The organism is Mycolicibacter kumamotonensis (assembly GCF_002086285.1).
In the GTDB taxonomy this organism is placed as follows: domain Bacteria; phylum Actinomycetota; class Actinomycetes; order Mycobacteriales; family Mycobacteriaceae; genus Mycobacterium; species Mycobacterium kumamotonense.
The window spans coordinates 119,291-139,972 of the sequence record NZ_MVHU01000003.1; the positions used below are offsets into that span (position 1 = coordinate 119,291).

Below are 20,682 nucleotides of genomic sequence, written 5' to 3' on the forward strand. Positions count from 1 at the left end.
GCGATGACCGAGTGGTTCCTGTTCCTGCCCCAGAGCAGGCTGGGCATCGACGACGTCGTGCTGCGGGCACGCACCGCCGAGGCCAGTGGTTTCGCCGGGGTGGCGTTCATCGATCACCTGGAAACCCCGATGGCGCCGGACGCCCCGATCTGGGAGGCGATGACGATCGCCACCTGGGTCGCCGCGCACACCGAACGGCTGCGGATCGGACACCTGGTGCTCTGCGACGCCTTTCGGCATCCGGCCGTGCTGGCCAAACAGGCGGTGACATTGGCCGAGGCCTCCGGAGGGCGTTTCGAGCTGGGCCTGGGGTCGGGGTCCATGCCCGACGAGCTGGCCCGCTTCGGCCTCGGTGCGCCGACCGCCGGCCAGCGGGTCAGCGCCCTGGAACAGACGGTGACCGCGATCAAGCGCTACTGGGCCGGCGGTGCGGACACCCAGCTGCCCACGCCGAGCAGCCCGATCCCGCTGCTGCTGGCCGGCCGCGGGCCCCGGATGCTGGAACTCGTTGCCCGCCACGCCGATTGGTGGAATCTACCGGCCCCCAACGTCGACATGCTTCCGGAGCTGTCGGCCAAGATCGGCTCCGCGCGGGTGTCGGTGCAACAGATGGTCGGCTTCGTCCCCGGCGGCGCCGGCGACGCTGAAGGCGCTGCGGTGATCTCCAAGGCGCAACGCCGGTTCGGCCAGCTCGGCCCCGGGCTGGTCTGTGGCCGCGCCGACGAACTGGTCGACTACTTCGCCGGCCTGCGCGGCCGGGGCGCACAGCGGTTCTACGTATGGTTCTCCGATTTCGCTGCGCCGGAGACGATCGCAGAATTCGGAAAGCAGGTAATTTCTGCCTTTGCGCAGTGAAGACTGCGCTCGCGTGCCGAAGGAGAACCGCCCGTGCCGGACGTGCCGACCGAATCCCTCTCCCGGCGCACCTTCTTGCGCGGTGCCGCCTGCTCGGTGCCGTTGATCGGCGCTGCCCTGGCGGTCCCGGCTGCGCCGGCCGAACCCGGCGCCGACTCCTGCGCCGACCCCGCCGGGCTGGTCGACGACTGTGCCGTGCAGTTGCCCGAGGAGTTCAGCTGGACCAGCTTCTCCACCACCGCCGTTGCGGGGGGCACCAACTACTCCATCCTGTTCAACACCAGGATCACGCCCGGCCCGCCGGTGCCGGCAGCGGCCACCGGTTACCGCATCGACAGCCTCAACATCGCCGGCAGGAAGCGTGACGGCACCCCGTTCTCGCTGGCCCCGTCGATCGGTGAGCGCGATCCGCGGCCGATCTGGGTGCGGTCGGATTCGTCGCTCGGTTTCGTCCTGGATGTGCCGTGGACGGCGGGCCAGTTGGTCCGGTCGTTCGACTACACCTACAACGTGGTCTATCTCAACGGCGTGAGCGAGATCCAGACCTGCACCTACCGCACGGCCATAAAACTCGCCGAGAATGAAATGCTGGCCGGCGGGGTCGGCTCGGTGACGTTCTCCCCGCCGCGGCTGGCCTCCTGTGCCCGGTGAGCTCAAGCGCTCGGGACCGGTTGGTCGTCGTCGCGGTGGCCGAAGGCGCCGAAACCGTCGACCAGTCGGCTGGGTGGTTGCGGTGACCAGTCCCACCCGGCGATCTGGCGGCGCGAACGCCTGCTGAACAGGCCCCGTAGCAGTTCGTAGCCATCGGCACGCAAGTGCCACACGGATTCTCCTGAACCGCAACGCCATTGGCGGCCCAGCTCGTCGGTGATCACCAGCGTCGCGGCGTCACCCAACCGCCGGCCGGGAAAATAGCCCATCACATCCAGGAACGGCTGCCAGTGTTCGCGTCCGGTGCGCGGCAGGCCCAGCGCCTCGTGCAGGTCTGCTTCGTGGCAGATCGCGTCCGCGGCCAGATTCGGGCCGGCAGGCTGCTCCGGCAGAGTCGATTCGACCGCCGGGGCCGCGTGTTCCCACTCGGCGAGCAACGCATCGACGGGGCGGTCGCGACGTTCGGCGACGTGCCGGGAGGTCCAGGAGTCCGACGGCGCGCCGTCGAGCCGGCCGGCCGAGACGTCGGCGGCACCACCGGCCAGGTGCGCCAGCACGTCGTGCACCGTCCAGCCGGGTGTCGCGGGGACCGGGGTGCGCAGCTGGTGGTCGCCGAGTTCGGCGGCCAACGCCTTGATCCGGCCGCGAGCGGCGCGGTAGATCGCGTCAAGCATGCGAACCTCCTGCAGTGGGGACCGGAGCCAGTGCGGCCAGCTGCGTTCGGGCGCGGGCACGGCGGGCGGTTTTTCGCGCGGCGGGCAGATTGGCGCGCAGGATCCGCCACAGCAGGACCGGATCACGGAGCCGCGACGGCGGGTCGAGGAGGTTGCGCACCCGAAGGAAGCGTTCGGTGACGGCGATGTCGCGGCTGGCGGCGGTTGCCGCCGCGTCGGCGAACCACCGGTTCAGTCGGTGGCGAACCGGGTGCCGGCGATCGGAAGGCGAATCGTGGGCGGCGTTCATCACCCAGATCGGTGCGACCTGATCGGCTGCGGCTCGAAAGAACCGGTGCGGCAGGTCCGGTCCGTGCTGCCGCAGGCAGTCGCGCAGGGCGAGCGCCTCAAGCGCGGCCATCGTCATGCCTTGGCCGTGGAGCGGATTGAGCCGGCAGAGTCCGTCGCCGATCACTACCAGTCCGGCGGGAAAGCGGGGCATTCGGTCGTAGCGGTGCCACAGTGCCCCGGTGTCGCGGGAGACCGCGATGTCGCCCACCGGTGTGGCCTCGCGCAAGGCGGCCATGACGGCCGGCGGCAGAATTTGCTTGGCCGCGGCCAGCATGGCGGTGAAATCAGCTGGGGGAGAGCCATAGTCGCCGTGGCGGGCGACGGACAGCATCCAGGTGTCCTGCTCGTAGGCGACCATCAGCAGGCCCGGCTCGGCCCGGCCCTGGTCGATGAAGACGAACCGGTCGGCGATTCGTCCCGGCGGGATGCGCAACAGCTGGCTGGAGTAGCCCCATTTGGCATCGAGACGTTGTTCGGGCACGCAGCCGAAGCCGTGGCCGGCAATGAATTCGGTGGTCCGGGCCGCTCGTCCCGTCGCGTCGATGAGCAGATCGGCGTGCAGATTCTGGGTCAGCCTGTTGCGCCGGTTGGTGATTCGCACGCCGCTGACGATCCCGCATGCGACCACCGGCGCGACCGCCTCGTGGCCGTCGAGAAACGCGACGTTGCCGAGTTTGTCGACACGCCGGCGCAGGTGAAACTCGACGAACGGCCGGCTGGCGCTGTAGACCGCCAGGGCCCGGGGATCGGCAAGCCGCCCGGTCCGATTCAGCTCGTGACGGCCGATCCGGGCGTACCGCCCGGACAGATCGGCGTTGTCGATGACCACCGCGCCGGCGGCGGCGAGGTCGTCGAGGATCCCGGGAAACAACTCACCGAGGATGCCGGTACCGCGGGACAGGAAGCTGTGCAGGTGCCGGCCCTGCGGTACCCCCCGTCGGTGGACCGGTTGATCCGGCAGCCGATCGCGATCCACCACCGTGACGGACTCGTAGAACTCCGATGCCACCCGAGCCGCCAGTAGCCCGGCCATCCCGGCACCCAGCACCACCGCAGCCGTTCTCGATTCGCCCAACGTAAGCCCCTCTCCCGACGCGAGGGACCCACGATACAGACAAATTAAGAAAAATAAGAGTATCTTGGCGTAACAGTAAGATTTTTAGCCCGCCGGGGCCGGCGCTGCTGCCGGCGCCGCCGCGGCCGGCGCCGCCGCGGCCGTCACCGCCGCGGGCGGGGAGTCCCCCGCACGCTCGGCCGGTGGCGGAGCCGTCCGCCGGTGCACGTTGATCGGCCACCAGAACCACCGGCCGAGCAGCGCCGCGACCGACGGGGTGATCAGGCTGCGGACGATGAAGGTGTCGAACAGCAGGCCCAGCCCGATGGTGGTGCCGATCTGGCCGACCGAACGCAGGTCGCTGGCGATCATGGCGATCATGGTGAACGCGAACACCATGCCGGCCGCCGTCACGACCTTGCCGGTGGCGCCCATCGCGCGGATCAGCCCGGTCTTCAGGCCCGGGTTGGCGCCGGCGCCGATCTCCTCCTTCATCCGGGAGACCACCAGCAGGTTGTAGTCCGAACCCACCGCCAGCAGCACGATCACGCTCATCGCGATCACCAGCCACTGCAGCTCGATGCCGAACACGTACTGCCACAACAGCACCGACAGACCGAAGGAGGAGGCCAACGACAGCACCACGGTTCCCACGATCACGATCGAGGCGACCAATGACCGGGTGATCAGCAGCATCACCACGAAGATCAGCACGATGGCGGCGATCGCCGCGATCAGCAGGTCGTAGTGGGCGCCGGTCTGGATGTCGGCGTAGGTGGCGGCGGTGCCGCCGAGGTAGAACTTCGCCTTGGCCAGCGGGGTGCCCTTGACGGCCTCCTTGGCGGCCTGCAGTTCGGCGCCGACGTGCGAGATGCCCTCAACGGTGGCCGGGTCGGTGGCGTGGGTGATCAAGATGCGGGCGGCCTGGCCGTCCGGTGACATCATCAGCGCCATCCCGCGCTGAAAGTCCGGGCTGTCGAACGCTTCCGGCGGCAGATAGAACATGTCGTCGTTCTTCGCGTCGTCGAACACCTGGCCCATCACGGCGGCGGTGTCGGTCATCTGCTCGAGCTGGGTGACCACCTGGCTGAAGCTGCTGTGCATCGTCAGCATCAGATCGCGCATGTTGGTGGTGATGGCGATCATCGGCGGGATCTGGGCGGCGATCTCCGGCGTGATGCCGTCGACCCGGTCCAGCTGATCAGCAAGGACCGTGGTGTTCTCGGCCAGCTTGTCGAAGCCGTCGGCGGCGTCGAACATCGACCGGAACGCATTGCACACGCCGATGTTGAAACAGTGTGGTTCCCAATAGAAATAGTTGCGCAGCGGGCGGACCTCGTCGTCGAAGTCGGCTATCCGGTCGCGCACCTCGGCCATGGTGCCCTCCATGTCATGGGTGGCCTGGTCGGTCCCGTGGGTGGCGTCGGACAGTTGCACCGTCAGGCCGTGCAGCCGATCCATCACCTCGACCATCGAGGACAGTTGATCGGCCATGGTGGCGGTGTCGTCGAGGCGGGCCTTGAGGAACTGCAGGTTCTCGGCCACCGTGACGCCCTGGGCGCTGATCTGGAACGGCACCGAGCCGTGTTCCATCGGCGGCCCCAACGGCCGGGTGATGCTTTGCACCCGTTCGATGCCGGGCACCCGGAAGATGTTGCGGGCGATGCGATCCAGCACCAGCATGTCGCGTGGGTTGCGCATGTCGTGATCGGACTCGACCATCAGCATGTCCGGGTTCATCCGCGCCGTGCTGAAGTGCTTCTCCGCGGCGGCATAGCCGATGTTGGACGGCACGTCGGGCGGAATGTAATGCCGGTTGTCATAGCTGGTCCGGTAGCCGGGCAGGACCAAGACGCCCACCGCCGCGACGGCGGTGGCGGCGGCCAGGATCGGCAACGGCCAGCGCACCACGGCCGTCCCGACCTTGCGCCAGCCGCCGGTCTTGGTGACCCGCTTGGGATCGAGCAGCCCGAACCGGCTGCTGACCGCGAGCACCGCCGGCGCGAAGGTCAGTCCCATCGCCAGGATGGTGAACATGCCCAGCGCGCACGGCACCGCCAGGGTGTTGAAGTAGTTCAGCCGGGTGAAATGCAGGCACAACATTGCGCCGGCGATGGTCAGCCCGGAACCCAGGATGACGTGGCTGACGCTGGACAGTGTTGTGCGCTGGGCGGTTTCGGGGTCTTCGCCCGCGCCGCGGGCCTCGTGGTAGCGCCCGATCAGAAAGATCCAGTAGTCGGTTCCGGCCGCGATCGCCAGCGCGGTCAGGATGCTGACCACGAAGGTAGAGATCGCGAAGACACCGAAGTGGCTCAGTACCGCGATCAGCCCGCGGGCCACGCTCATCTCGGTGACGACGACGAGCAGCCCGATCACGGTGGTGGCGATCGAGCGGTACACCACCAGCAACATCACCGTGATGACGGCCAGGGTTATCCCGGTCATCTTGATCATGGACGCGTCGCCGGCCTCGTTGGTGTCGGCTACCAGGGCGGCCTGGCCGGTCACATAGGAGCGCAGGCCGGCCGGGGGATCGGAGTGCTCCACGATGTCACGGACCGCGTCGACGGACTCGACGCCCCGCGCCGAGCCTTGATTGCCCGCCAGGTGAACCTGGACGTAGGCGGCCCGGCCGTCCTCGCTCTGTGAGCCCGCCGAGGTGACCCGGTCGCCCCAGAAGTCCTGCACGTGCTCGACGTGGGCGGTGTCGGCCTGCAGGTCCGCCACCAGCCGCTCGTAGTAGTGGTGGGCGTCTTGGCCCAGTTCGGTGTCGCTTTCCAGCACGATCATCAGCACCGAATCGGAACCGAACTCGCCGAACTTCTCCCCGATGTGCTTCATCGCGATCACCGACGGCGCATCCTGCGGCGAGAGCGAGACGGCGTTTTTCGCGCCGACGATCTCCAGCTGCGGCACCAGCAGATTGGTCGCGGCCGCCGCGGCGAGCCAGAACAGGATGATCGGGATGGCCAGGGCACGGATCAGCCGCGGATACAGCGGCGGCGTGGCCCCGGGCGGCGGCGTGCTGTGCTGGCCGCTCATGCGGCCTTCACCACGCAGAACGTCGCCGCGCTGTGGCCGTCGGTCTGCTGCTCGTCGCGCAGTTCGCCGTTGACGGTGATCCGGCAGCCCAGCTCGTCGCCGTCGCCTTGCGCCATGACATTGGCGAACACGCTGGGCTGCGTCGTGGTCAAGGTCAGCGACCACGGCAGGGACTGGAACGTCGCCTCTCGGGGCTGGGCGCGTTCGTCGACGTAGCTGACCATCCCCGTGGTGGCGCGGGGGCCGTAGACCTCGTAGGTGACGTACTTCGGGACGGTGGACACGATCTCACCGCCCGCACCGCCGGCGGCCGCCGCCTGGTCGGCGCCGAAGACCCCGTGAAACCGGTAGATCACCAGTGCGCCCACCGCCGCGACGGGGACGATCACCAGCACGATCCACAGCCGCTCCAGGGACGCCCGGAGCTTTCGCATTGCGCTCATGGCCGCTAACCTTACGACCATAAGGAAACACCTGTAAAGTTAGATTGTGGCGGCTCACACCGGTGCCGGCGGTGTTGCCCAGCACGCAGCCGCCGTATCGGCTAACGGTCGTTAGGATGAGGACGTGCCCAGTTCCACTCGCCGGCGCAATCTGCGAGGTCACGGCGCATTGCTGCGCGAGGAGATCCTGTCGGCGGCCACCCGGGTGATCGACGGCGCGGACAGTGAGGGCGAGGTCTCGCTGCGGCGCATCGCCCGGGAGGCCGGAATCGCCGCGCCGTCGGTGTATGCGCACTTCGCGGACCGGGACCGGGTGCTCGAGGCGGTCGCCGAGTCGAGCTGGGTGCAGGTCTCCGAGGAGATCGCCGAACATGTTCAGGCGGCCACCGATCCCCGGGAGCGCCTGTTGATCGGCTGCCGGGTGTACGTCTCGTTCGCGCAACGCCACCCGCTGCGCTACGCACTGATGACCCAGGACGGCCACGCGCCGCCGGCCGCGCGTCAGGCGCTCGCCGTGGTCACCCGGGGATTGCTGGCCTGCCGGGCGCAGGCCCCGGGATCGAGCCACGCTGAACCGCCGGACGCGGGGGCGGACCCGGACTCCGAACGGATCGCCGCGGCGTTATCGGTGTCGTTGCACGGCGTCGCCATGTTGCACCGCAGCGATGCCCCGAACCTGTGGCTCAGCGACTTCAGCACCGACGAGGTGATCCGAACCCTGGTCGATGCCGCGACCCTGCTACTGAGCGACCCGGCCCGCGGCTGAGCCTGCCCCTGCAGGGCGGATGTGATCGGCCCCACATTCGAGGCCATTTCGCTCACAGGTTACTCCCGGCCACCTTCCAGCATGTCACCCTACATTCATCCCCTAGCCACTTTGGTGGTCATAAAGTCCACGTACAGAGGCCGGGTGAGATGGATTTTGGAGCGACGCCGCCGGAGGTCCACTCCGGTCTAATGTATTCCGGGGCCGGACCCGGGCCGCTGCTGGCCGCCGCCGCCGCGTGGCAGGCCCTCGCCGGAGAATTGCACACCGCGGCCGCGGCCTACCGATCGGTGATCGCCGACCTGGGCGGTGCCTGGCATGGGCCGTCCGCCCTGGCGATGGCCGCGGCGGCCACCCCCTACGCGGAGTGGATCGGGGTTACCGTTACGCGCGTCGAACACGCCGCCGTGCAGGTCTCCTCGGCGGCCGCGGCCTACGAGGCGGCGTTCGCCGCACATGTTCCGCCGCCGGTGATCGCGGCCAACCGCAGTCTGCTGATGACCCTGGTCGCCACCAACCTGCTGGGCCAGAACGCCCCGGCGATCGCGGCCACCGAGGCCCTCTACGCCGAGATGTGGGCGCAGGACGCCGCCGCGATGTACGGCTACGCGGGCTCGGCGGCCGCGGCCACCCGGCTCGGCGTATTCGACCCGGCTCCGGAAGCCACCGATCTGACCGCTGATACGACCCAGCTGGTCACCGCCGCCGAGGCCACCGGCGTCAGGACGGCCTCGGCCGCGCCGTCGAAGGTCTCGCAGCTACTGTCGGCGGTGCCGAGGGCTCTGAGCGACTTCACCTCCTCCCCGGCGCAGCCGACGGCGCCCGATATCGGGGCCGGACTCAAGGATTTCGCCAAGTTCCTGGGCGACCTGGCAGGGCCGTACTCGCCGCTCGGCCATCTCGCCAACCTCGGCAGCGGGTGGCTGATCGCCGGGCAGCTCGTGGGCTTGGCCCAGAACCCGCCCGGCGTGGTCAGCCTGCTCAGCGGTCCGGCCCCGATCACCGGTGCCCTGGGTCCGCTCTCGGGCGGATACATCTCCTACCAGGCGCCGCTCTCGGCGGGTGCCACCACCGTCGCGGCGAGCACCGGGCAGGCGAGCTTGGTCGGGTCGCTGTCGGTCCCGGCGAGCTGGTCCACCTCGGCGCCGGCCGGCAAAACACTGCCGGCCGTGCTGTCGGGTAGCTCGGTCAATTCCAGCGCCTCGGCGTTCGCCGTCGAGGGCTCCTCGAGCGCGATGTTCAACGAGATGGCGCTGTCGAGCCTGGCCGGCCGTGCGGTCGGGGGCACCGCGGTGCAGTCCGTCGTGGGCGGCGCCACCCGGGTGATCGACAAGGCGCCCGACACCGAGGCGCTGACCACCGCCACCATCCTTGTCATCCCGGTGCCCGAGGACGGGGGAACGCCGTGATCGATTTCGCCCTGATCCCTCCCGAGGTCACCTCAGGCCAGATGTATGCCGGACCGGGCGCCGAATCGCTGCTGGCCGCGGCCACCGCGTGGGAGGGACTGGCCGCCGATCTGCACTCGGCGATGACCTCCTACCGCTCGGTGCTGACCACCCTGACCGCCGAGTCGTGGGTGGGCGGCTCGGCGACGGCCATGATCGCCGCGGCGACACCCTTCGTGGACTGGATGTCGACCGCTGCCGCACAGGCCACCCAGGCGGCGGCGCAGGCCGGGGCCGCGGCGAACGCGTTCGAGGTGGCGCTGGCCGCCGTGGTGCCGCCGCCGGTGATCGCCGCCAACCGCAGCATCCGGGCGGCGCTGCTGGCGACGAACACCTTCGGACAGAACACCGCGGCGATCGCGGCCGCCGACGCCCAGTACGCCCAGATGTGGGCGCAGGACGCCGGCGCGATGTTCGCCTACCAGGCCGCGGCTGGGGCCGCCGCCCGGCTGACACCGTTCGCCGCACCGCCGCAGGCGACCAACCCGGCCGGCGGAACCGAGCCGGGCCTGGCCGCGGCCGGGGACGCGACCGAGATCGCGGGGATCTACGAGGGCCTGTTCGGCGCCCTCGGGGGGCTCATGAAATTCGGTGGCCTCGGCAACTTCGTGCTGAGCGGGCCCAACTTCGGCATGGTCCAGTTCAAGACGTTCTACAAGCCGCAGGCGTTGTTGCCGGAGGTCCCCAAGTCCGCGCTCGGGGCTGGGCTGGGCGGGAGAGAGATAGCCGGGCTGGGCGGGAGAGAGATAGCTGGGCTGGGCGGGAACGGGCTGAACGCCCTGGGCGCCGGATTGCGCGGCGGCGCCACGTCGGCGGCCTCCGCCGGCACGATCCGGGCGGTGACGGCCGCCGCGGGCACCGCGCCCTCGGTCGGGGCGCTGTCGGTGCCGCAGGGCTGGGCGACCGCCACCCCCGCCATCCGGTTGGCCGCGACCTCGTTGCCGGCGGCCGGCACCGGCGGGGCGCCGATGGCCGGGGCGACCGGCCTGCTCAACCCGGCCGCATTGGGTGCCTTGACCGGAGGTGCGCTGGGCGCTCCCGGTTCTCAGCTGATCAACGGCGCCAATATCCGTGGCGGGTCCGCCAAGAGCGGTCAAGGCCAGGCGCCGGTTCAGCTGGACCGGGTCCTGGCCCAGTTGCAGAAACAAAAGGACGCCGTCCAGCACTGGCAGATCGACGAGGCCGGCCTGGACGACCTGCTCGAGGAACTGTCGAAGAAGCCCGGCTTCCACGCGGTTCACCTGAAGAAGGCCGCCAAGAACGCCGGCTCCGTCGCCGCGACGACGGCAATCCCGTGAGATCGCTACCGGTGCTGGCCGTTGCGGTCGGCCTCTGCCTGGCCGGGGCCGCTCCCGGGAACGCCGATCCGGAGCCGGTCGCCGCGCCCGACGCCGAAGATGCCGGCGGCGCTGTTCACAACGCGGCCTTCCTGGAGTCGCTGCAGGCCGCCGGTATCACCTACAGCAGCTCCGGCCAGGTCATCGCGGCCGCCCACGCGGTCTGCGGTCTGGTCGACCGCGGCGAACCCGGCCTGCAGGTGATCGCCGACCTGAAGGCCAACAATCCCGGCTTCACCACCGACGCCGCGGCGCAGTTCGCCGCCATCGCCGCGAACACCTACTGCCCGCACCAGCTCACGAAGAAGTGACGGCCGGACCCGAGGACTCTTTCCCGCCCACTTTCAGCTAGCCGCCGCTGGGAGCGGGCGCCGGGGCCGGTGGCCGGGGCTGCGGCACAAAGCCCTTCAACACGTCGGGCAGGCCCGCCGACTGCTGGGGCACCGGTGCGCAGGTGGGTGGGCATGGGGTCAGTTGCCATGGCGCACAGCGGTCGGTCCGGAACGCGGTGTCGGTCGGCTCGATCAGCACCACCTGCGGCTTCTTGGTCATCGCACTGTCGACGGTCTTGCCGCCGCTGATCCGGCGCCAGTAGCAGGCGTTGCCCTCGCGCGGCCCGTCGGAGCGGTAGGTGCCCGGCAGGATGTCGGTCCCGACCGCGAAGGTACCGTCGGTGTCGATCACCTGTTTGGGCGCGGGCGGGGGAGTCGGCTCGGCTCCGGCGAGGCCGCCGGCCGTCCACGCCGCGGCCAGCGCGGCCGCCAGCACGACGGTCACCGTCCCGGCCGGCTTCATCGGTCTCATACCACGCGAGGTTACCGACCGGACGGCTTGACGCCGACTGTGATCAAGTCCGACACCAACAGCGTCCAGGCCGGCCGCGCCACCCGATGCTGGTCGGCGACGGTGAACCCGGCATCGGTGAACAGCGTCCGCATCTCGGCCGGCGTCGGCTGGTGCGCGGGATTCCAGCGGCCGCCCAGCAGCCGGCGCAGCGGAACGGGATGGCGCGGACTCAGCGCGGTGACCGCCGCCATCCCGCCCGGAGCCAGCACCCGATAGAACTCCGCCACCGCCGCCGGCTGGTCGAAGAAGTGAAAAGCCGAGCTGGTCACCACCGCGTCGAGCGCGCCGTCGTCGAACGGCAGCTGCTCGGCCGGGCCGGTCAGCCACTGCACCCGCGTCGAGCGCGCCCGGGCCTCGTCGAGCATGCCGGTGGACATGTCCACCCCGTAGACGGCTTCGGGCTGCAGTTCGCGTTCGATGCGGTCGGCGAGGATGCCGGTGCCGCAGGCGATATCGGCGACCCGGGCCGGCTGATGGGCGCGCAGCGCGGCGATCAGCTCGTCCTGGGCCGGCCGGTAGACCAACCGCTGCAGATAGCGGGCGTCGTAGAGGGGAGCGGCCCAGCTCCAGAACCGGGTGATCGCGTCGTTGAACCCTCTGCGCGGAATCGGAGTGGCCACGGCGTGAAATCTACCGCCGCGGCGATGAGAGGGTGTACCCATGACCGTCTGCTACCGGCACCCCGACCGGGCCACCGCGCTGCGCTGCACCCGGTGCGGACGCTACATCTGCGGCGACTGCATGCGCGGTGCCGCCGTCGGGCAGCACTGTGTGGACTGTGCGCAGGAGGGCGCCGTGCAGCCGCGGACGCGCCCGCTGGTCCGGGGCGCCTCGGGGGCGCCGGTGGTCAGCTACGGGCTGATCGCACTGAATGTGCTGGCGTTCATCGGGCAGATCTCGTCGGGCGAACTGGACTCCGAGTTGGTGCTGTGGTCGCCGGCGGTGGCCGACGGGCAGATCTACCGCCTGCTGACGTCGGCGTTCCTGCACTACGGCCCGATGCATCTGCTGCTGAACATGTGGGCGCTGTATGTGGTGGGCCCGTCGCTGGAGGGCCTGCTCGGCCGGGCGCGGTTCAGCGCGCTGTACCTGCTCAGCGCGTTGGGAGGTTCGGTCGCCGTCTATCTGCTGGCGCCGCTGGACACCGCCACCGCCGGCGCCTCGGGTGCCATCTTCGGCTTGTTCGGCGCGACACTGATCGTCGGGCGACGGCTGCGGATGGATGTCGGCTGGGTCGTCGCGGTGATCGGGATCAACCTGGTCTTCACCTTCACCATCCCGCGGATCAGTTGGCAGGGACACGTCGGCGGGCTGATCGCCGGGCTGCTGGTGGCGTGCGCCTACGTGTATCCGGCGCCGGCGCAGCGCAACCGGATCCAGATCGTGGCCAGCATCGCGCTGCTGGTGCTGTTCGTTGCGCTGATCTGGTGGCGCACTGCCGAATTGGTCTCCTGACCTCGAGCGTGTCCTCCCGGTCCGACGGTGGGTAGCCCCCTAAGCTTTCGGTGGTCCACCAGCGAGAGGATCGACCAATCGGCGCCAACGGCGACCAGGATGAGATGAGTCGACCGGCCGGGAGCCGGACTCGCCGGGCCACCTCGATGCGCACCTCGGGCAAAGCCCGCTGGGTTGCGCCGGCCCCGCGTGCCGCCCGGTTGGCCACTGCACGTGCCGCGGACCGGATTCGGCGGGAGCGGCGACGGCCGGGCATTCACGCCCTGGACGGCCTGCGCGCCGTCGCCGTCGCGTTGGTGCTGGCCGACCACGGCGGGATCCCCGGGGTGTCGGGCGGGTTCATCGGGGTGGACCTGTTCTTCGTGCTGAGCGGATTCCTGATCACCTCGCTGCTGATCGACGAGTTGCACCGGACCGGACGGATCGACCTCACCGCGTTCTGGATCCGCCGTGGCCGTCGGCTGCTGCCCGCCCTGGTGCTGATGGTGCTGACCGTGGCGATCGCTCACGAGCTGCTGCCCCCTGACGCGGCGGTGGGCCTGCGTGAGGACGCCATCGCCGCGTTCTTCTGGGTGGCCAACTGGCGGTTCGTCGCCCAACACACCGACTACTTCACCGAGGCGGGGACCCCGTCGCCGCTGCAGCACACCTGGTCGCTGGGGGTCGAGGAGCAGTACTACTTCCTCTGGCCGTTGCTGCTCATCGCGATCGTCATGCTGCTGGCGTTCCGTGCCCGGCGGCGCGGTCGCCTGGCCACCGTCGGTGGGGTGCGCCTGACCGTCTTTCTGCTGGCCAGCGCCGGTGCCGCGGTATCGGCGACGGTAGCCGAGGTACTGGCCTCCCCGGGGTTTGACGCCACCCGCGACCGCGTCTACTTCGGCACCGACACCCGCGCGCAGGCGCTGCTGATCGGCGCCGCGGCGGCGGCACTGTTGGTGGGGGATTGGCCCGCACTGACCGCCGGCTGGTCGGTGATCCGCACCCGCCGGGGCCGCTGGGTCGCCCGGCTGCTGCCGCCGGCCGGGCTGGTCGTGCTGGCGCTGGCTTCGCACCGCGCCACCGGCAGCGCGGCGGAGTTCCGGGGCGGCCTGCTGACCATCGTCGCCGTCGCTGCGATCGCGGTGATCGCCCCGGTCGCGCTGCACCAGAGCGGGCTGGTGGGGCGGGCACTGGCCTGGACTCCGCTGGTATGGCTGGGAACCATCTCCTACGGCGTGTACCTGTGGCACTGGCCGATCTTTCTGGTGCTCAACGGCGAACGCACCGGGTGGTCGGGATGGTCGCTGTTCGCGCTGCGCTGTGCCGCCACGCTGTCGGTGGCCGCGGTGTCGTGGTGGATCATCGAGGAGCCGATCCGCCACTGGCGGCCGGCGCAAATTTCATTGCTGCCGCTCGGGGCGGCGGTGAGCGCCACCGCGGTGGCTGTCACGGTGTTCGTGGTCCCGGTCGTCGAGCGGCCCACCGCCGAGACCGGCCTGACCCCGGATGTGGCCGCAGCCGCGGCGGTCTCCCCGTCGCCGCCGAGCCGCAAGCGTCCGGCACCGGTGCGCCACGACCCGAACCGGCCGCGCACCGTCTCGGTGTTCGGCGACTCGATCGGGTGGACCGTGATGCACTACCTGCCGCCCACCCCCGGCTACGACTTCATCGATCACACCGTCGTCGGCTGCAGCATCGTGCGGGCCGGGCCCTACCGCTGGGCCGGCAAGACCATCGATCAGGGCAAGGAGTGCGACGGGTGGCCGGCCCGGTGGGCGCGCCAGGTCAAGGCCGACCAGCCCGACGTGGTGCTGTTGTTCGCCGGCCGTTGGGAGACCGTGGACCGCGTCAACGAGGGCCAGTGGACCCACATCGGTGACCCGACTTTCGATGCGTATCTGACCGCGGAGCTGCGGCATGCGCTCGACGTGCTGGAGTCCGCCGGCAGCAGGGTGGTGGTGACGACCGTGCCCTACAGCCGCTACGGCGAGCGGCCCGACGGCAGCCTGTGGCCCGAGGACGATCCCAAGCGTGTCGACCGATGGAACGCCCTGTTGCGCCGGGTGGTCGCCGGGCGCGACGCCGTGACACTGATGGACCTGAACAAGAAGCTCGGGCCCAACGGCGCTTATACCGCGAAGGTCGACGGCATCAGGGTGCGCAGCGACGGCATTCACCTCACTCCCGAAGGGGTCAAGTGGCTGCTGCCGTGGCTGGAGGAATCGATCAGCTGACCCGGGTGACGACCCGCTCGAGACCCGCCGCTTGAGGGCAACGTCACAGGGCTTCCGGATGCCGGAATAAATTTAGTTTTGCTAACATAGTATTTATCGGCACAGCGCCGCGCCCCTCAAAAATCATTTCTCCGAGCTATTCCTTCCGAGGTTCCGTTATGACCGCTGCTTCTGCATTTGCCTCAGACGACGAGCAGGCCCACCGCGTTGCCGAACTGGCCGCCGCCGACCCGCAATTCGCCGCCGCCCAGCCCGACCCCACCGTCGCCGACGCCGCCGCCCAGCCCGGACTCCGGCTGCCGCAGCTGGTGCAGACCGTCCTGACCGGCTACGCCGACCGGCCCGCCCTGGGCCAGCGCGCCGTCGAATTCGTTGCCGACCCGGCAACCGGCCGCACCGTCGCCCGGCTGCAGCCCCGCTACGACACCATCACCTACCGCGAGGTGGGCGAGCGGGTCCGCGCCCTGGCCAGTGCCCTCGTCGCCGCCGCCGTCCGACCCGGAGACCGGGTCGCGGTGCTGGGGTTCACCAGCGTCGACTACACCGTCATCGATGTGGCATTGGGTCAGATCGGCGCGGTCTCGGTGCCGCTGCAGACCTCCGCGGCGGTCAGCACCCTGACCCCGATCGTGGCCGAGACCGAGCCCCGCGTCATCGCCGCCAGCGTCGACTCGCTGGCCGACGCGGTCGCGCTGGTGCAGGCCGGTCCCGCCCCCACCCGCCTGGTGGTCTTCGACTACCACGAGCAGGTCGACGACCACCGCGAAGCGCTGGCCGACGCCCGCGCGCAGCTGGCCCGCCTCGAGGTCGCCGTCGAGCCGCTGGGCGACATGCTCACGCGCGGCCGGGCGCTGTCCCCGGCGGATCCGGCAAACCTGCCCGCCCCCGGCGGCGGCGAGGACACCGACCCGCTGGCCCTGCTGGTCTACACCTCCGGCAGCACCGGCGCACCCAAGGGTGCGATGTACCCGCAGAGCAACGTGGAGCGGATGTGGGTGCGGTCGGCCAGGAACTGGTTCGTCGCGACCGCAGCCTCGATCACCCTCAACTTCATGCCGATGAGCCACATCATGGGCCGCGGCATCCTCTACGGCACCTTGGGCAACGGCGGCACCGCCTACTTCAGCGCCCGCAGCGACCTCTCCACGTTCCTGGAGGACCTCGCGCTGGTGCGGCCCACCGAGCTGAACTTCGTGCCCCGGATCTGGGAGATGCTCTACCAGCACTTCCAGAGCGAGGTCGACGGCCTGAACGGGGACCCGGCCGCCGAGGCCGAGGTGCTGGCGCGCATGCACCGCGATCTGCTCGGAGGGCGGTGCATCTACGCGATGACCGGCTCGGCGCCGATCTCCGACGAGCTGAGCAACTGGGTCGAGCGGCTCACCGGGCTGCACCTGCTCAACGGCTACGGCTCGACCGAAGCCGGCATGGTGCTCTCCGACGGTGTGGTGCAGCGGCCGCCGGTGCTCGACTACAAGCTGGTCGACGTGCCCGAACTGGGCTACTTCGGCACCGACAAGCCCCACCCTCGCGGCGAGCTGTTGCTCAAGACCGAGAACCTGTTCCCCGGCTACTACAAGCGCCCGGAGATCACCGCCGAGGTGTTCGACGCCGACGGCTACTACCGCACCGGCGACGTCGTCGCCGAGGTCGGCCCCGACCAACTGGTTTACGTGGACCGGCGCAACAACGTGCTCAAGCTGGCCCAGGGTGAGTTCGTCACCCTGGCGAAGCTGGAGGCGGAGTTCGGCAACAGCCCGCTGGTGCGCCAGATCTACGTCTACGGCAACAGTGCCCAGCCCTACCTGCTGGCCGTGGTGGTGCCCACCTCAGAAGCACAGCAGCGCTTCGCTGTCCCCGCCGAGCTCAAGGCGGCGATCACCGAATCGCTTCATCAGGTGGCCCGCGACGCCGGCCTGCAGTCCTACGAGGTGCCGCGTGACTTCATCGTCGAGACCGAACCGTTCACCCTGGAGAACGGTTTGCTCACCGGCATTCGCAAGCTGGCGTGGCCGAAGCTGAAGGCGCACTACGGTGATCGCCTCGAACAGCTCTACGCCGACTTGGCGCAGGGGCAGGCCAACGAGTTGAGCGACCTGCGCCACCACGGCGCCCAGCGCCCGGCGCTGGAGACCGTCAGCCGGGCCGCCTCCGCACTGCTGGGCGCGTCGGCCGCCGACCTGGCCCCCGACGCCCACTTCACCGACCTGGGTGGTGACTCGCTGTCGGCGCTGACCTTCGGCAACCTGCTGCGCGACATCTTCGATGTCGACGTTCCGGTCGGCGTGATCGTCAGCCCGGCAAACGATCTGGCGTCGATCGCGGCCTACGTCCAGCAGCAGCGGCTCGGGTCGAAACGACCGACGTTCGCCTCGGTGCACGGGCGGGATGCCGCCGAGGTGGCCGCCGCCGACCTGACCCTGGACAAGTTCCTGGACGAGGCCACCCTGGCGGCGGCACCGTCCCTGCCAGGACCGTCCGAGCAGGTGCGCACCGTGTTGTTGACCGGAGCGACCGGCTTCCTGGGGCGCTACCTGGCACTGGAGTGGCTGGAGCGGTTGGCGCCGGTGGACGGCACGCTGATCTGTCTGGTGCGGGCGAAGTCGGATGCGGACGCCCGCCACCGCCTCGACGACGTCTTCGACAGCGGCGACGCGAAACTGCTGGCCCGCTACACCGAACTGGCCGCCAAGCACCTGGAAGTCATCGCCGGCGACAAGGGCGAGGCGAATCTCGGCCTGGAGCAACATGTTTGGCAGCGCCTGGCGGACACCGTCGACGTGATCGTCGACCCGGCGGCCCTGGTCAACCACGTGTTGCCCTACAGCGAGTTGTTCGGCCCGAACGCCGTCGGCACCGCCGAGCTGATCCGCGTGGCACTGACCGGCAAGATCAAGCCCTTCACCTACTTCTCGACCATCGGTGTCGGTGACCAGATCCCGCAGGGCAAGTTCACCGAGGACGCCGACGTGCGGGTGATGAGTCCGGTGCGGGCGATCAACGACGGCTATGCCAACGGTTACGGCAACAGCAAGTGGGCCGGCGAGGTGCTGCTGCGCGAGGCCCACGACCTGTGCGGCCTGCCGGTCGCGGTGTTCCGTTGCGACATGATCCTGGCCGACACCAGCTACGCCGGCCAGCTCAACGTGCCGGACATGTTCACCCGGATGATGTTCAGTCTGGTCGCCGCCGGTGTCGCACCCGCTTCGTTCTACGAACCGGATGCCGATGGCAACCGCCAGCGGGCCCACTACGACGGCCTGCCGGTGGAGTTCATCGCCGAGGCGTCCACCACCCTGGGCGCCGCTGCGGGTGACGGGTTCGCCACCTACCACGTGATGAACCCCTACGACGACGGTCTGGGCATGGACGAGTTCGTGGACTGGCTGATCGAGGCCGGTTACCCGATCCGGCGGATCTCCGACTACGGCGACTGGCTGCAGCGGTTCGAGACCACCCTGCGCGCGCTGCCGGAACGGCAGCGCCAGGCCTCGCTGCTGCCCCTGCTGCACAACTATCAGAAGCCGCAGTCGCCGATCCGCGGGTCGATCGCGCCGACCGATCGGTTCCGGGCGGCCGTGCAGGCGGCCGAGATCGGTGCTGAGCACGACATCCCGCATGTCACTCCGGCGGTGATCGTCAAGTACATCACCGACTTGCAGCTGCTCGGGCTGCTCTAGCCCGGCGTACCACGGTGGCGGGCCGATGATTTCGGCCCGCCACCGACGGCGTTGCGCGGCCGATTACCTGACGCTGCCCGAAGGCCGAACCCGTTGTGGCAGCGGCTCATCGGGCTCTGACGGTCCGGTAAACAAACCGGTCAGCGTTTGACGGTCCCGCATTTCGATGCCACCATGGTGGGGATTACGTCGACATCCCCGTATGTCTTGGCCGGAAGGAGGTGAGGGCGAAGTGAGTCCCAGTGACGGACCTTATCCGTGTTCGATGATTCGTCTGTCCCTCACCGGCCCCGGCGTCTCCGCCGCGGCCTGAACCGCGAATTCCGCCGGCCCGCAAGGGTCGTGTCGGGCATCCCGGCAGGAGAAAATCATGGCTTTTGTTGTCACCCCCCGTATTTCGGCGATTCACGGCTCAGCTGTTCGCCAGGCGAGCCGCCGCGTGGTCGGCCGGTTGCGCCTCCTGGGCGCTCCGCTGGAGATGAGCCCGCAGCAGCGTGCCGAGCGCTACGTGGCGCACATGCCGACGGCGGTGCTGGGCGCCTGCTGAAGGCCGGCCCCGGCTTGGCTGCGCTGGGGGTCGCCTAGGTCTGCACGACGATCGGGTCGCCCAGGTGCACGGTGTCGAAATACCACGCCGCGTTGTCCGGGCTGAGGTTGATGCAGCCGTGGCTGACGTTCGAATACCCCTGCGAGTCCACCGACCAGGGCGCCGAATGCACATAGACGCCGCTCCAGGTGACCCGGACGGCGTACTGGCCGTCGATCAGGTAGCCCTCCGGGTCGTTGAGCGGAATGCCGATGGTGCGCGAGTCGAACTTGATGTTGCGCTCCTTCGACAACGCGGCGAACGAACCGATCGGGGTGGGGCGCTTGGGCTTCCCCATCGATGCCGGCATCACCCGCACGGTCTCGCCGTTGATGCTGACGGTGAAGGTGTGGTCGGAGATGTCGGCGACCGCGAGCACCGCGTCGCCGGTCTCGAACCCGGTCGACATGCCGTGGGCATCCACGCTGATCGTGCTGTGCGGTGACCAGTACGCCTCGGGCACCCACTGCACGACATCGTCGCTGACCCATTCGAAATGGCCGGCGGGGGTGCCTGACGCCGCTTTTCCGGACTCCGCGATGTGGATGCCACGCTCGGCAGCCGCCCGGTCACCGACCGGAGCGGCGAACCGCACGATCACCGGGTAGGCCACCCCCACCACCGAACCGGCTGCCGGCTCGATCTCCGCGACGGCGAATCCCCGCGCCGGCGATGTCTGCGCCGCCTGGCTGATGCCGGTAGACGCCGTCATCACCAGTGCGACCGATCCGGCCATCGCCACTATTCCCCGCCACACGCTGTACATGGCATCCATTGTGCCAAGCGTGCGGGTGCTGCGCAGATTTAGTGATTCTCCGATTGCGCCAGCAGGCCGCCCCAGGCCGCCTTGGCCCCGGATTCGCCGATGGTGTGGATGGCGAACATCGACCCGCCGGCCAAGGCGATCACCACCGCGGCGATTCCCAACCGCACCAGCGGCGCCACACCGCCGCCGCGTGACAGTGCCACGTGCAGGCCGGCCAGCAGTCCCGCCGCCAGGGCCAGTCCCAGCGCCATATACAGGCCGTACTCGCCGGCGGCCATGTGCCTGTCGAGGTCGGGTGACCCGTCGATCTTCCCGGTGTCGGCCAGCCATTCGCCGGCGGTGACCGTCGCCGGCGTGACGAGCAGCGTGAGGCCGGCCAGTGTCGCGACCAGCCAGACCAGCCGGCGGCGTGCCGCAGGCCAGACCGCGCACAGGATCAGCAGGATCGCGGTCAGCGGCACCAAGGCCACCACCGCGTGCAGCAGCAGGACGTGTGCGGGCAGCCCGGCGATTGTCGACATCTGTGTCCTCTCGAT

At 69.6% G+C, this 20,682-nt stretch carries 18 protein-coding genes; 10 read left to right on the plus strand and 8 right to left on the minus strand.

The window, feature by feature from the left end:
• Window positions 1–3 precede the first annotated feature (3 nt).
• Complete coding sequence (locus tag BST28_RS03455) at window positions 4–855, plus strand: LLM class flavin-dependent oxidoreductase (RefSeq protein WP_083079942.1); 852 nt, start codon at window positions 4–6, stop codon at window positions 853–855.
• Between the two features lie 33 nt (window positions 856–888).
• Window positions 889–1,506: a hypothetical protein gene (locus tag BST28_RS03460; protein ID WP_083079944.1), complete on the plus strand. Its 618-nt coding sequence runs from the start codon at window positions 889–891 to the stop codon at window positions 1,504–1,506.
• 2 nt (window positions 1,507–1,508) lie between these two features.
• On the opposite strand, the gene BST28_RS03465 is transcribed toward BST28_RS03460, so the two are convergent.
• The 4 genes from BST28_RS03465 to BST28_RS03480 all read right to left on the minus strand — a co-directional run bounded on the left by BST28_RS03465 (window position 1,509) and on the right by BST28_RS03480 (window position 7,049).
• Window positions 1,509–2,180, minus strand: coding sequence for a maleylpyruvate isomerase family mycothiol-dependent enzyme (locus tag BST28_RS03465; RefSeq protein WP_083079945.1), 672 nt, complete (start codon window positions 2,178–2,180; stop codon window positions 1,509–1,511).
• The gene (locus BST28_RS03470) at window positions 2,173–3,585 is read right to left on the minus strand and encodes an FAD-dependent oxidoreductase (RefSeq protein WP_083079947.1); all 1,413 of its coding nucleotides are present in this window, start codon (window positions 3,583–3,585) and stop codon (window positions 2,173–2,175) included. Before BST28_RS03470 ends, BST28_RS03465 begins: the two co-directional genes overlap by 8 nt.
• A gap of 84 nt (window positions 3,586–3,669) precedes the next feature.
• Window positions 3,670–6,606 (minus strand): MMPL/RND family transporter, encoded by a 2,937-nt coding sequence (locus BST28_RS03475; protein ID WP_083079949.1) that lies wholly within the window; start codon window positions 6,604–6,606, stop codon window positions 3,670–3,672.
• Window positions 6,603–7,049: an MmpS family transport accessory protein gene (locus tag BST28_RS03480; RefSeq protein WP_234808181.1), complete on the minus strand. Its 447-nt coding sequence runs from the start codon at window positions 7,047–7,049 to the stop codon at window positions 6,603–6,605. Before BST28_RS03480 ends, BST28_RS03475 begins: the two co-directional genes overlap by 4 nt.
• 124 nt (window positions 7,050–7,173) lie before the next feature.
• Here BST28_RS03480 and BST28_RS03485 point away from each other — a divergent pair, with 124 nt between their 5' ends.
• From BST28_RS03485 to BST28_RS03500, 4 genes are all read left to right on the plus strand, one after another.
• Window positions 7,174–7,815 carry a TetR/AcrR family transcriptional regulator gene (locus BST28_RS03485; protein ID WP_234808182.1) on the plus strand — a complete coding sequence of 214 codons (642 nt, stop codon included), beginning with the start codon at window positions 7,174–7,176 and terminating at the stop codon, window positions 7,813–7,815.
• A 149-nt stretch (window positions 7,816–7,964) separates the two neighbouring features.
• A complete protein-coding gene (locus BST28_RS03490; RefSeq protein ID WP_083079952.1) occupies window positions 7,965–9,224 on the plus strand; it encodes a PPE family protein in 1,260 nt (419 codons plus the stop codon).
• Complete coding sequence (locus BST28_RS03495; RefSeq protein ID WP_083080037.1) at window positions 9,224–10,561, plus strand: PPE family protein; 1,338 nt, start codon at window positions 9,224–9,226, stop codon at window positions 10,559–10,561. The genes BST28_RS03490 and BST28_RS03495 overlap by 1 nt, the downstream gene beginning before the upstream one ends.
• A complete protein-coding gene (locus BST28_RS03500; protein ID WP_083079954.1) occupies window positions 10,558–10,911 on the plus strand; it encodes a DUF732 domain-containing protein in 354 nt (117 codons plus the stop codon). Before BST28_RS03495 ends, BST28_RS03500 begins: the two co-directional genes overlap by 4 nt.
• A 37-nt stretch (window positions 10,912–10,948) precedes the next feature.
• Here the strand turns inward: BST28_RS03500 and BST28_RS03505 are convergent, their stop codons facing one another.
• Window positions 10,949–11,404 (minus strand): Rv1352/Rv1906c domain-containing protein, encoded by a 456-nt coding sequence (locus tag BST28_RS03505; RefSeq protein WP_420093420.1) that lies wholly within the window; start codon window positions 11,402–11,404, stop codon window positions 10,949–10,951.
• 11 nt (window positions 11,405–11,415) lie between these two features.
• Window positions 11,416–12,066 carry a class I SAM-dependent methyltransferase gene (locus BST28_RS03510; RefSeq protein WP_234808184.1) on the minus strand — a complete coding sequence of 217 codons (651 nt, stop codon included), beginning with the start codon at window positions 12,064–12,066 and terminating at the stop codon, window positions 11,416–11,418.
• Between the two features lie 40 nt (window positions 12,067–12,106).
• Here BST28_RS03510 and BST28_RS03515 point away from each other — a divergent pair, with 40 nt between their 5' ends.
• From BST28_RS03515 to BST28_RS23970, 4 genes are all read left to right on the plus strand, one after another.
• The gene (locus BST28_RS03515) at window positions 12,107–12,901 is read left to right on the plus strand and encodes a rhomboid family intramembrane serine protease (protein WP_083079958.1); all 795 of its coding nucleotides are present in this window, start codon (window positions 12,107–12,109) and stop codon (window positions 12,899–12,901) included.
• Window positions 12,902–13,047: 146 nt separating this feature from the next.
• On the plus strand, window positions 13,048–15,114 hold the full coding sequence (locus tag BST28_RS03520) for an SGNH/GDSL hydrolase family protein (protein ID WP_109560622.1): 2,067 nt from the start codon (window positions 13,048–13,050) through the stop codon (window positions 15,112–15,114).
• 158 nt (window positions 15,115–15,272) lie between these two features.
• A complete protein-coding gene (gene car, locus BST28_RS03525; RefSeq protein WP_083079960.1) occupies window positions 15,273–18,794 on the plus strand; it encodes a carboxylic acid reductase in 3,522 nt (1,173 codons plus the stop codon).
• Between the two features lie 370 nt (window positions 18,795–19,164).
• Window positions 19,165–19,341, plus strand: a complete 177-nt coding sequence (locus BST28_RS23970) for a hypothetical protein (RefSeq protein ID WP_165758044.1) — start codon at window positions 19,165–19,167, stop codon at window positions 19,339–19,341.
• Between the two features lie 34 nt (window positions 19,342–19,375).
• Here BST28_RS23970 and BST28_RS03530 read toward each other — a convergent pair whose 3' ends face one another.
• On the minus strand, window positions 19,376–20,146 hold the full coding sequence (locus BST28_RS03530; protein ID WP_165758045.1) for a L,D-transpeptidase: 771 nt from the start codon (window positions 20,144–20,146) through the stop codon (window positions 19,376–19,378).
• Window positions 20,147–20,184: 38 nt separating this feature from the next.
• Window positions 20,185–20,667, minus strand: coding sequence for a hypothetical protein (locus BST28_RS03535; RefSeq protein ID WP_083079962.1), 483 nt, complete (start codon window positions 20,665–20,667; stop codon window positions 20,185–20,187).
• Window positions 20,668–20,682 lie beyond the last annotated feature (15 nt).